Origin of the sequence: Bizionia sediminis, from assembly GCF_042684585.1 — a bacterium.
Classification (GTDB): Bacteria; Bacteroidota; Bacteroidia; order Flavobacteriales; family Flavobacteriaceae; genus Algorimicrobium; species Algorimicrobium sediminis.
On the sequence record NZ_JBHULS010000002.1, the window covers coordinates 119,424 to 131,508 of the forward strand.

Sequence of the window (12,085 nt, forward strand, 5' to 3'; positions counted from 1 at the left end):
AATATTTAATTTTAATATGTTATACTTATCTAATCAAGCGCCTAAAAAAGACACCTTTGCAATATTAGTCAAAAATTTCGCCAAAGCTTACAAGCTATCAATTTGTTTTGTTTATAGCTGCATTACTGGCGGTTATATTTAGTTTTTAGCTAGGGCCTTTTTACCTGTTGCTATTACAAATTTACGGGTATTTTTTTAAATACAATATCTACCCCTATTTGCAGGTTGGTTTTATTTCCTGACCATTAATTTAACTTATAAAATACATCTTGACGTTCTAATTCCTGTAAAAGTTCTTGCGAAATAGCAATTTTTTGTTTTCTGCTAGGCATGCTTAATTTTATTTGCTCTTCATTGTCGTATACAATAAAGTTTAAGGCATGGTTACCGCTATGACTCCGTAATAAACCATGCAAGGCTTCTATTTTTGCAGGCTCTAAATCTGAAATATTTAGTTGAATAGATAGTTTTTTAGCATAGGTTTCCATAACATCGTGTAGCAGTTGAAAACTATTAAACTGCAAGCGTGGCTCGCCCCGAACACCCGTATCTTTTTTTATCCAACCTTCTTTTACAAATACTTTAATAAACAGGAAGGAATTTTTGAGTAAAAAATGCCTAAACTTCAAATATTCCTCGCCAAATATTCGAAACTCATAACTGTTGGTATAATCTTCTACCGTAAACAGCGCCCAGCCTTTTCCTTGCTTGCTTACACGATGCTGAACATCTGTTACCACACAACCTATAGTAAGCTCTCTATTTACGTAGGTTTCCAAATGTTCCAGAAGGGCTAAATTGGCATTACAGAAGGTAGTCATTTCAATTTTAAAATCGTCCAAGGGGTGACCGGAAATATAAATTCCTACCACTTCCTTCTCTTGAGCTAATTTTTTCATGGTTCCCCATTCCTCGCAAGGCGGTACTTCGGGTTCGGCAATTTGCACATCGCTTGCTTCTCCAAACAAACTTACTTGTGCCGAATTTTCATTTTCCTGATGTTTTGCACCGTATTTTATAGCTTTTTCTAAAAAGGTAATACCGTCGCCATCGTCGTGAAAATATTGAGCGCGGTGCGTATTTTTAAAGCCGTCGAAACCACCAGCAAGCGCCAAGTTTTCGAATGCTTTCTTATTAGCTGCACGCAAATCAATGCGTTTGGCAAAATCGAAAATAGACTTATATGGCCCGTCTTTTTTTCGGTTTTCAACAATGGTCATAACGGCACCTTGTCCCACGCCTTTTATGGCACCCATGCCAAACCGCACCGCATTGTCTTGATTTACAGAAAACTTATAATAACTTTCGTTAATATCCGGACCTAAAACAGCTAATTTCATGCGTTTACATTCCTCCATAAAAAAGGACACCTGCTTAATGTCGTTCATATTATTGGACAATACGGCAGCCATATATTCTGCAGGATAATGCGCTTTTAGGTATGCCGTTTGATAAGCTATCCAAGCATAGCAAGTAGAGTGCGATTTGTTGAATGCATAACTTGCAAAAGCTTCCCAATCTTTCCAAATTTTTTCTAATTTTTTTGCATCGTGACCATTGCTTTCGGCTTGCGCAATAAATTTAGGTTTCATTTTATCCAAAACCGCAATTTGCTTTTTACCCATTGCCTTTCGTAAAACATCGGCCTCACCTTTGGTAAAATTGGCTAGTTTCTGGGAAAGCAGCATTACCTGCTCTTGGTAAACCGTAATACCATAGGTTTCTTTCAAATACTCTTCCATTGCTGGCAAATCGTATTCTATAGCTTCCTTACCGTGTTTTCTGCGGGTAAAACTCGGAATATACTCCATAGGACCCGGTCTATACAGGGCGTTCATGGCTATTAAATCTTCAAAAACGGTTGGCTTTAATTCCTTAAGGTGTTTTTGCATGCCAGGCGATTCGTACTGAAACACCCCTACGGTTTCGCCACGCTGAAAGAGTTCATATGTTTTTTCGTCGTCTAACGGGAAGCTATCGGGGTCTAAATCGATATTGTGTTTGGCTTTTACAATTTTTACGGTATCCTTTATTAACGTAAGCGTTTTTAGGCCTAAAAAATCCATTTTTAACAACCCAGCATCCTCTACTACCGAGTTATCAAACTGTGTAACGTATAAATCGGAGTCTTTGGCCGTTGCTACTGGTACAAACTTGGTAATGTCGTCTGGTGTAATAATAACACCACAGGCATGAATGCCGGTATTTCTAACCGATCCTTCCAGCGTGCGGGCCAAATTAACCGTTTCTGCTTGTAAGTCGGAGCCTTCAGAAATATTGAGAAGTTCGTTCACTTTTTCTAAATCTTCTGCACGAAACTTACTGCTTAATTCTTTTTCGCTCATGCCAAAAATTTTGGCAAGTTTAGACATGGTTGGAATTAACTTGGCAATCCTATCAGCATCAAAAAGCGGTAGGTCTAGTACCCGAGCGGTATCTCGAATAGAGGACTTTGCGGCCATGGTACCGTAAGTAATAATTTGGGCTACTTGGCTGCTACCGTATTTATTTATAACATAATCCATAACCCGACTCCGGCCTTCGTCGTCAAAATCGATATCGATATCGGGCATACTTACACGATCTGGATTTAAAAAACGCTCAAAAAGCAAATCGTATTTTAGTGGGTCTATGTTGGTTATCCATAAACAATAGGCAACCACCGATCCGGCTGCCGAACCACGACCAGGGCCAACAGACACATCCATTTTTCGGGCTTCCCTTATAAAATCTTCTACAATTAGGAAATACCCAGGATAGCCCGTGTTTTCTATAACACTTAGTTCAAAATCCAAGCGCTCGGTAACCTCCTCGGACAAGGGTTCGCCATACCGTTTTTTAGCGCCTTCGTAAGTTAGGTGGCGTAAAAATGCGTTTTCTCCACGTTTGCCATTATCTTCCAAATCTTTTGGATCTTTAAACTGCTCGGGAATATCGAAAGCTGGTAATAAAACATCGCGAGCGAGTTCAAAAGCCTCCACTTTATTTACAACTTCTTGAATATTGGTAATGGCCTCCGGGATATCTTTGAATAGCGCTTTCATAGCGTCCGAAGATTTGAAATAATATTCCTGATTTGGCAAGCCATACCGGTAGCCACGCCCCCTACCAATGGGTGTTGCTTGCTTTTCGCCATCTTTTACACACAATAAAATATCGTGGGCATTGGCATCTTCCTTATCTACGTAATACGTATTATTTGAAGCCACCAATTTTATTTGGTGCTTTTTAGCAAAATTAATTAGTACCGGATTTACCCTATTTTCGTCCTCCTGATTATGACGCATAATTTCAATGTACAAATCATCTCCAAATTCAGCTTTCCACCATAGCAAAGCCTCTTCAGCTTGATTTTCGCCTACATTCAAAATTTTACTAGGCACTTCGCCGTACAAGTTTCCGGTTAGGACTATTAAATCGCTTTTATATTGTTGAATTAATTTTTTATCTATTCGGGGTAAATAATAAAAGCCATCCACAAAGGCATGCGACGATAATTTAGCCAAATTATGATAGCCGCGCTTATTTTTAGCTAGCAACACAATTTGATAACCGTTGTCCTTTCTAGATTTATCTTTATGATCTTCACAAACAAAAAATTCGCAACCTAAAATGGGTTTTATTTCCTGTAATTTGGGTGTTTCGCCGCGATCCTCCGCCTCTTTATTTTTTGCCTGAATTGTTTTGTTATGTGCGTTTACTGCTTTTACAAAATGAAAGGCTCCCATCATATTAGCATGGTCTGTAAGCGCTACAGCTGGCATGTTGTGCTGGGCTGCTGCGGCCACTAATTTGGGGATGCTTATAGTAGATTGCAAAATTGAAAACTGCGAATGATTGTGCAAATGCACAAAATCCACATCCTGCAACTCCGAAATATTGTCCTTTATTTCTTTGGCCGATAAGCCACTGCCTTGTGTTTTTAAAATTTGCTCGCGGATAGCAGCACTAGCCTGTTTTAAATTTATATGCTTTAACCCAAGTAATTGAATTTCCTGCGGATTGGCTTCTGAAAACCTTTTAAAATAATCCGGATCTACGTCCAGAGCCTCTATGGTGTACTCTTGGCGCCTAAGTAGTTCTAAAAAGCAACGTGTTGTAGCCTCCACATCGGCTGTGGCATTGTGCGCCTCGGCAAATGGTTGGTTAAACAGGTATTCATGTAGTTCTGTAAGTGTAGGTAACTTAAATTTTCCGTAGCGTCCGCCTGGCAACTGACACAAACTGGCTGTGTGCTCCGTACAGGTGTCTAAAACTGGTAACTCCTGAAGCTTATTAGCCATGGCATACCTTACAAACTCGGCTCCCATAATATTTAAATCGAAGGTCACGTTTTGCCCTACTACAAACTTTGTTTTTTGTAAAGCGTCATTAAACTTTTGCAAAACAACTTCCAGCAACTCGCCTTCCTGCAGGGCAAGCTCGGTAGAGATGCCATGAATTTTTTCTGCGTCGTAAGGAATGTTAAAACCCTCTGGTTTTATAAGAAAATCTTGATGCTCTATACAAGCACCCATGGCATCGTGCAATTGCCAAGCAATTTGAATACATCGTGGCCAATTATCGGTATCTGTAATTGGTGCATCCCAACGCTTTGGTAAACCTGTTGTTTCAGTATCAAAAATTAAATACATGGATTGTATGTGGTTTTAAAAATAAGGTATTGCTCTATAAACGGATGTTTAGGAGCTACAAATTATTCCATTCGGAAAAATAAGCCCATAAAATTACATAGAAATAAACCGTTTTTAATTAAAATTTTCAGAATTTTTTAAAACAAATTCTAAAAATACTTGCTGGTTCCTACAAACATAAAACGCAGCAAATTGCTGCGTTTTAATAAAAAAATTAATTGTTTTATTTATAGATTGTCCAGGTAATCTGGAATACCATCGCCATCGGTATCGTCGTTCGTCACATCGCCATCGGCGTTAGCATCTTCATCAATGGTTAAAATACCGTCGCCATCATCGTCGTTATCTAAATAATTTGGTACACCGTCGCCGTCTGTATCATCGTCTAAAACCGTTCCGTTAGCATTTACATCTTCATTTATAGTATCTAAAGAATCGCCATCGTCATCGGCATCCAAATAATTAGGCACGGTATCGCCATCGGTATCATCGTTAGTAGGGCTGCCATCGCCATCAACATCTTCTAATATAGATAATAAGCCATCGCCATCATCGTCGTTACAAAACAAGCTGTCTATTATGTCTTGAATACTACCGTCTGCATCTATACAAGCCATTTGCTTGTTAATTAAGGCTTGTTTGTAAGCATTACAATTGGCAGAATAATCTGACGATGTTGGTGGTGTTTCGGCATACAACGCGGCCGCCAAAGCTTCCTGTATTTCTGCTTCTTCGCAGGACATTACATTGGGCGCTGCCCCTGCGGGTAGTGGAATATCGAAAAAGACACCTTCGCTAAAAGTAACCACTTTTAACCCATTATTAGAGTAAGCGGTATAGAAAAATTCTCCAGACACGGTGTTATTGGCTGTATCAATTCGGGAAATTGTAATTTGTCCGCTAGCAGGGTACACGTTAAAATCTGGATTAGGTGCATTGGTGGTAGCAAACTGTGTTTTTTCGAAATCCAAAAATTCGGCTTGATTAGCCGCATTGCCACCTAACTGATAATTGCCAACCGCTAAAGAAGTAAGACGCAGGGTGACTGTTTCAAAATTATCGTTTCCTGTAATAACTAACAGGCCAGCGTCATTAAAAAAGGCGTTGTAAGTTGTCGCTTTCCAACGAATACCATCTTTTTTTCCTTGAAGCGCAGGTGTATTAAATTCAACTTCATCGTTACAGCTAAATATGGTGGTAAATACCAAGGCAATAACTAATAGTTTTTTCATAATAATGTGTTTATTCTAAATAAATCGAAAACTCAAAAATAGAATAAAAAAAATAAGAAATAGAATTTCTAGAAACATTTAAGCCAAGGCGACTTCATACGCACAAAAAAACAACGCATAAAATACAAAACAATTCATTTACAACTAGTTGCTTAACAGATTCTTAAAAGCCCAGCAGCCGCTACTAGCGCCTAAAAAAGTTTCCTAAAAAAACACAAAATTTTAATAAAAATAAAGTATATTTGCAGCCTTATTAATAACCGAGGTCGCGAACCTCACTAATTAATTTTTATGTCAGTTAAAATTAGATTACAAAGACACGGTAAAAAAGGAAAACCTTTTTACTGGATTGTTGCAGCGGATGCGCGTGCAAAAAGAGATGGTAAATACCTAGAAAAATTAGGTATTTATAACCCAAACACAAACCCTGCAACTATTGATTTGGATGTGGACGGTGCCGTAAAATGGTTACAAAATGGTGCACAACCAACAAAAACTGCCAAAGGTATTTTATCTTACAAAGGCGTTTTGTTAAAAAATCATTTAGCAGGTGGTGTTAGAAAAGGAGCCTTAACGGAAGAGCAGGCAGAAGAAAAATTTAATGCATGGTTGGAGGAAAAAACAGGTAAAATTGCCGCTAAAACCGAAAACTTATCAGCTGCAGAAGCAGAAGCCAAAGCCAAAGCTTTAGAAGCTGAAAAAGCAACAAACGCCGCACGTGTGGCAGCTAACGCGCCAGCGGAAGAAGAAGCACCTGCAGCAGAAGCAGAAGCTTCAAACGAAGAAGAATAAAAAACTATTTTTTTTATACTTTTGAACCCAGACTATGCAGTCTGGGTTTTTTTATGTTCTAGCGCTTTTAAAGTATCCAAACTCATTTAAGTTGGTAAACCTAAAACCACATAAACCGCGTTAGTTTGTAAACGGCATACCATGATAACAAGAAGAAAACTATGAAAAAAGAAGATTGTTTTTTTTTAGGAAAAATAGTGTCTAAATACAGTTTTAAAGGCGAGTTGCTAATAAAACTAGACACAGACGAACCGCATTTATATGAAGATTTAGATGCCATGTTTGTAGATTTACGAAATAATTTAGTTCCCTTCTTTGTGGAATCCTCCCAGCTACACAAATCCGATTTATTGCGAGTGCGTTTTGAAGATGTAAATACAGAGGAAGATGCAGAGGCGCTTTTGAAGTCCGACATCTACTTACCCTTAAATTTGTTGCCGAAATTGGAAGGCAATAAATTTTACTATCACGAAATTATTGGATTTACCGTAACCGATGTAAATTTTGGACATGTAGGTATTGTAAGCGGTGTAAACGATAGTACTTCACAGGCCTTGTTTGAAATAGATCAGGATGGTACTGAAATTTTAATTCCTATGAACGATGCCTTTATTGTTTCTGTAAACAAAGCAGAAAAAACGCTGGTATTAAACACTCCAGAAGGTTTAATAGATTTGTATTTAGATACAAACTAATACCTACAACACCGGAAACAACCATGAACAAGCCTTTTAAATTTAAAGCGTTTACTGTACAACAGGACCAATGCGCCATGAAAATTGGAACAGACAGTGTTTTGTTGGGTGCTTGGACCAATTTAAATTTTAGTCCTACCAGTATTTTGGACATTGGCGCCGGGACAGGCATTTTAGCTTTAATGCTGGCCCAAAGAGTTGCTGCTACCGGATTGTATGTAAACACCATAGATGCACTGGAAATTGACGCCAATGCCTACGAGCAATGCGTTGATAATTTTGAAAATTCACCTTGGGCCGATGCGCTATTTTGCTACCATGCTTCTTTAGAAGAATTTGCCGAAGAAATAGACGATACCTACGATTTAATTATTTCTAATCCGCCATTTTATTCCGAAAACTACAAAACACCCAACCAACAGCGCGACAGTGCGCGCTTTCAAGATGCCATGCCTTTTCCGCAGTTACTGGCAGCTGTGGCTAAATTACTGTCAGAAACAGGTCAGTTTTCCGTTATTGTGCCACACCAAGAAGCATCTCACTTCCTTGAGCTAGCCACCAACTTCAAGTTATACCCTAACTACATAACACAGGTAAAAGGGCACGCAACAGCCCCCGTAAAACGCAGCTTGATAACTTTAAGCAAACAGGCAACTAATATCCAAGAAACCACATTGGTAATTGAAACCGAAAGACACCAATACACACAGGACTACATTAATTTAACGCAAGCTTTTTACTTAAATATGTAACCAGGCTTCGGTTTTTAGGGACCCCTTATTTCTACTAACCTTAATAAGTTTCACACTTTTTAAGCTTTTAAGTATGAAAGCTCTAAAATTTAGCGTAGCTTTAAAGTTATAACCATTTTAAATTCAGACTATTGAGCACTTCTAAAATTGAGGTTTCCGGACAGCAACTTATCAAAACACTCCTTATAATAGGTGGTGTAGTAAGTTTACTTTACTTTGGAAAAAGTTTACTTATGCCCCTAATTGTTGGCGTTATTGTGGCCATTGTATTAGACATTCCTGTTAAGCAGTTTACAAAGTGGGGGCTCCCTAAATGGCTGGGTATTGTTTGTGCAATTTTATTAATGCTCGTAATTTTTTCTTTACTGTTCTGGCTTATTACCTCGCAAATAAACACCATGGCAGAAGATTGGCCTACTATAAAAGAAAAAGCCACCGAAGAATTAAACACCTTTTCTAAATGGCTTAACAGTCATTTAAATTGGGATTACAAAGATTATATAGACAACAATAAAAAAATTATTGACAAAGCCGAAGTGCTAGCTAGTTCGTTTCTAGCTTCTGTAATGAATTTACTATCGCAATCGCTTATTATTTTTGTGTACATTATTCTGTTTTTAATGCAAAAAACCCAATTCGTAACATTTTTTAAAAAATTAGCATCCAATAATACAGCAGCCACCGCATTATTAAGCAATGCAGCGGCTATTGTAAAAAGTTATTTTGTTGGAAAAGGAAAAATTATGCTTTTCCTGTTTGGTATTTACTACATTGGTTTTTTAATAGGCTCTGTTCCTTACGCTTTATTTTTAGCACTATTTGCCGCCTTATTTTCAATTATTCCTTATGTAGGAAATATTATTGGTGGTGGCGTTGCGGTTATACTATCCTATTTATATGCAGGAACTACGCCAGCTTTAATTGTTATTGCTGTAGTTTCGGCAGCCCAATTAATAGAAAACTACGTGTTAACACCTTGGGTAATAGGCGACGAAATTAATTTAAATCCGTTTATAACTATTTTTGGCATTATTCTGTTTTCCTCTATTTGGGGTGTTGTTGGTGCTATTATATCCTTACCCATTTTAGCTGTTTTAAAAGTTTTTTTCGATCATACCAAAGGCATGGAGCCCTATGCCTATTTGCTAAAAAAATAAGTAACTTCCACAACTAAAAGCCGCGTCCATTTTTATAGGAACTGTTTTAGGTGTAAATAGCAGCGGAAAAAGTAATATTAAATTGTTAGCTGAAAAACGATTTCGTTATCTTTGCAAAACAATTAAAAAACACAATTTTAGTATGAAGCCAGATTTATTTGAAGCTCCAGATTATTACAACCTAGACGAGCTTTTAACTGATGAACATAAATTAGTACGCGACGCTGCCCGCGAATGGGTAAAGAGAGACGTGTCTCCTATTATTGAAGACTATGCACAGCGTGCGGAATTTCCAGAGCAAATTATAGGTGGCTTGGCAGAAATTGGTGCCTTTGGCCCTTATATTCCTGAAGAATACGGTGGTGCTGGTTTAGATCAGATTTCCTATGGTTTAATTATGCAAGAAATTGAGCGTGGCGATTCTGGTGTGCGCAGTACAGCTTCCGTGCAATCGTCCTTGGTTATGTATCCAATCTGGAAATACGGCAACGAGGCCCAGCGTAAAAAATATTTACCAAAATTAGCATCTGGTGAGTGGATGGGGTCTTTTGGTTTAACGGAACCAGACCACGGCTCTAACCCTGGTGGTATGACAACCAATTTTAAAGATATGGGCGACCATTACCTTTTAAATGGTGCTAAAATGTGGATTTCCAATTCGCCTTTTTGCCATGTAGCTGTTGTTTGGGCTAAAAACGAGGAAGGTCGTATTCATGGTCTTATTGTTGAGCGCGGTATGGAAGGGTTTTCAACACCAGAAACACACAACAAATGGTCGTTACGTGCTTCGGCAACTGGCGAGTTAATTTTTGATAATGTAAAAGTACCTAAAGAAAACTTACTACCTAATAAGTCTGGTTTAGGCGCGCCACTTGGCTGTCTAGATTCAGCACGTTTTGGTATTGCTTGGGGTGCTATTGGTGCCGCTATGGATTGCTACGATACGGCTTTACGATACAGTAAAGAGCGTATGCAATTTGGTAAACCAATTGGCCAATTCCAGTTACAACAGAAAAAATTGGCTGAAATGATTACCGAAATTACAAAAGCACAATTATTAGCATGGCGTTTGGGTGTTATGCGCGAGAATGGCACAGCAACTTCAGCTCAAATTTCTATGGCTAAACGCAACAACGTAGAAATGGCTATTAATATAGCACGCGAAGCAAGACAAATACTAGGCGGCATGGGAATAACAGGCGAATATTCAATAATGCGCCACTCTATGAACCTAGAAAGTGTTATTACTTACGAAGGCACACACGATATTCACTTACTAATTACAGGACTGGATATTACAGGTTTAAATGCCTTTAAATAATAAACACCGCTAAACAACAAGGCTGTAAACTATTACTTGCAGCCATCATAAAAAAAATGCTTTTCCCAGTGGAGAAGCATTTTTTTTAGCCTATACTTATTTGTTTTGTTTTCAGTAACACCAAAAACACCCATTTCTAGAAAGCAAAAAATTGATTTGAAACGCAATAAGGTAGCGCTTTTGTATGGGTTTAGAAATATGTTACTACCACCTAATCCACATTCTTAACCCATGGCGAAGCTAAAAATCCGGCCCTGCGCTCAAGTGGATCGTTTATAAGGGTAAAGCGAATGGTATCCGACTTTATTTCGTAATAATAAACACCTGGTCTGGGATCGCTAGACATAGGATCTGACCCTTGAATGTTAATAAAACTAATTTTGTTTTGATCTAATTCTATCCGGCCTTCCACTTCAATCTCCTCATTTAACAAGACATCTACATGAAAGGTATAATCCGGACGTACAAGCAATTCTACATTGGCATTGGGATTGACTAATTTCCATGTATTGAAAATTTCATTTTGAACAACAACAATTTCATCATCCTTTTTGTCGTCGCATGAAACGAAAAGAAAAAGCGCTACAAGACCTAAAATTACATTCAATTTTTTTAACATACTCTTTTATTTTTAATTAGTAAAACTCAAGCAAACACCCTATTATCTTTTTAGAAAATATTTTTAGTAGGTTTCTAAAATGCCTAATTGATCCTAGTGGTAAACCTGCTTTTAGGAATTTCGAATATATTTATTATTGACCAAATACCAAAATCTAATTTTAGTATTTATGCAATTTAAAAGCAAATCTTTTTTAAAGGTAAATATTTGAATTCCTATTCGTTACCGCCAATTAGCATAACTATTTTACATGATAATTTCGGCCTCTAAATAGGTTTCGAAGTACTTTTTGTGGCTTAAACTGATTAGGCAAGCGCCATAATGATTATTTTTTTTGGTCTAATAATTTCAGGTAAACAAACCAAGTCACCACCAATAGCATCAAAAAAGACGGTGTATCTGGCTGGTTCTTAACCAAGTATTTTTGGCTGTTAGAAAACTATTCTTCGGGAGCCAATGCTACCACAAGCCCTTCCATTTCGGGCGTAATTTGAATCTGACATCCCAAACGAGAACTGTCCTTTACGTTAAACGCCTCTGAAAGCATAGCCTCCTCATCGGCTTGCATTTCTGGCAAATTTGTATCGCTTAATACGTAGCATTGACAACTAGCGCACATGGCCATACCGCCACAAATACCAATAGTACCCTCTGGGGCCAACTCGTAACTCCTAACAACTTCCATGAGATTCATGGCCATGTCTGTTGGTGCCGCTATGTTATGCGACACGCCTTCTCGATCTATAATGGTAATATTTACGTCTTGTTCCATAATTTATCCTTTGCGCGAAGCCCTGTGCATTTGTTTTTAAGCTTAATACCGTGTAAAGCAGCTTTTACAATAAACACAACTAACGATATTTTAGGTGCTTAAATTGTTTAA

General features: G+C 38.0%; 9 protein-coding genes. 5 read left to right on the top strand and 4 right to left on the bottom strand.

Going from position 1 to position 12,085, the window contains the following annotated elements:
- Nucleotides 1-245: 245 nt before the first annotated feature.
- The gene (dnaE, locus tag ACFSQP_RS05015) at nt 246-4,634 is read right to left on the bottom strand and encodes a DNA polymerase III subunit alpha (RefSeq protein ID WP_376892288.1); all 4,389 of its coding nucleotides are present in this window, start codon (nt 4,632-4,634) and stop codon (nt 246-248) included.
- Nucleotides 4,635-4,861: 227 nt separating this feature from the next.
- On the bottom strand, nt 4,862-5,866 hold the full coding sequence (locus ACFSQP_RS05020) for a DUF6252 family protein (protein WP_376892290.1): 1,005 nt from the start codon (nt 5,864-5,866) through the stop codon (nt 4,862-4,864).
- Between the two features lie 291 nt (nt 5,867-6,157).
- Between ACFSQP_RS05020 and ACFSQP_RS05025 the strand changes: the two genes are divergently transcribed.
- From ACFSQP_RS05025 to ACFSQP_RS05045, 5 genes are all read left to right on the top strand, one after another.
- Nucleotides 6,158-6,658: a 30S ribosomal protein S16 gene (locus ACFSQP_RS05025; protein ID WP_376892292.1), complete on the top strand. Its 501-nt coding sequence runs from the start codon at nt 6,158-6,160 to the stop codon at nt 6,656-6,658.
- 161 nt (nt 6,659-6,819) lie between these two features.
- On the top strand, nt 6,820-7,353 hold the full coding sequence (rimM, locus tag ACFSQP_RS05030) for a ribosome maturation factor RimM (protein WP_376892293.1): 534 nt from the start codon (nt 6,820-6,822) through the stop codon (nt 7,351-7,353).
- A 23-nt stretch (nt 7,354-7,376) separates the two neighbouring features.
- Entirely contained in the window at nt 7,377-8,105 is a 729-nt protein-coding gene (locus ACFSQP_RS05035; protein WP_376892294.1) for a tRNA1(Val) (adenine(37)-N6)-methyltransferase, read from the top strand.
- 131 nt (nt 8,106-8,236) lie between these two features.
- Entirely contained in the window at nt 8,237-9,262 is a 1,026-nt protein-coding gene (locus ACFSQP_RS05040; protein ID WP_376892295.1) for an AI-2E family transporter, read from the top strand.
- A gap of 142 nt (nt 9,263-9,404) precedes the next feature.
- The gene (locus ACFSQP_RS05045) at nt 9,405-10,583 is read left to right on the top strand and encodes an acyl-CoA dehydrogenase family protein (protein ID WP_376892296.1); all 1,179 of its coding nucleotides are present in this window, start codon (nt 9,405-9,407) and stop codon (nt 10,581-10,583) included.
- Nucleotides 10,584-10,794: 211 nt separating this feature from the next.
- Here ACFSQP_RS05045 and ACFSQP_RS05050 read toward each other — a convergent pair whose 3' ends face one another.
- Both ACFSQP_RS05050 and ACFSQP_RS05055 read right to left on the bottom strand, forming a co-directional pair.
- Nucleotides 10,795-11,202, bottom strand: coding sequence for a hypothetical protein (locus tag ACFSQP_RS05050; RefSeq protein WP_376892297.1), 408 nt, complete (start codon nt 11,200-11,202; stop codon nt 10,795-10,797).
- A gap of 439 nt (nt 11,203-11,641) precedes the next feature.
- Nucleotides 11,642-11,974 (bottom strand): ferredoxin, encoded by a 333-nt coding sequence (locus ACFSQP_RS05055; RefSeq protein ID WP_376892299.1) that lies wholly within the window; start codon nt 11,972-11,974, stop codon nt 11,642-11,644.
- Nucleotides 11,975-12,085 lie beyond the last annotated feature (111 nt).

What these genes read in the sequence shown, in the direction of transcription:
- rimM (WP_376892293.1), top strand. Translation starts at nt 6,820, where the DNA reads ATGAAAAAAGAAGATTGTTTTTTTTTAGGAAAAATAGTGTCTAAATAC.
- ACFSQP_RS05035 (WP_376892294.1), top strand. Translation starts at nt 7,377, where the DNA reads ATGAACAAGCCTTTTAAATTTAAAGCGTTTACTGTACAACAGGACCAA.
- ACFSQP_RS05055 (WP_376892299.1), bottom strand. Translation starts at nt 11,974, where the DNA reads ATGGAACAAGACGTAAATATTACCATTATAGATCGAGAAGGCGTGTCG.
- ACFSQP_RS05020 (WP_376892290.1), bottom strand. Translation starts at nt 5,866, where the DNA reads ATGAAAAAACTATTAGTTATTGCCTTGGTATTTACCACCATATTTAGC.
- ACFSQP_RS05045 (WP_376892296.1), top strand. Translation starts at nt 9,405, where the DNA reads ATGAAGCCAGATTTATTTGAAGCTCCAGATTATTACAACCTAGACGAG.
- dnaE (WP_376892288.1), bottom strand. Translation starts at nt 4,634, where the DNA reads ATGTATTTAATTTTTGATACTGAAACAACAGGTTTACCAAAGCGTTGG.
- ACFSQP_RS05025 (WP_376892292.1), top strand. Translation starts at nt 6,158, where the DNA reads ATGTCAGTTAAAATTAGATTACAAAGACACGGTAAAAAAGGAAAACCT.
- ACFSQP_RS05050 (WP_376892297.1), bottom strand. Translation starts at nt 11,202, where the DNA reads ATGTTAAAAAAATTGAATGTAATTTTAGGTCTTGTAGCGCTTTTTCTT.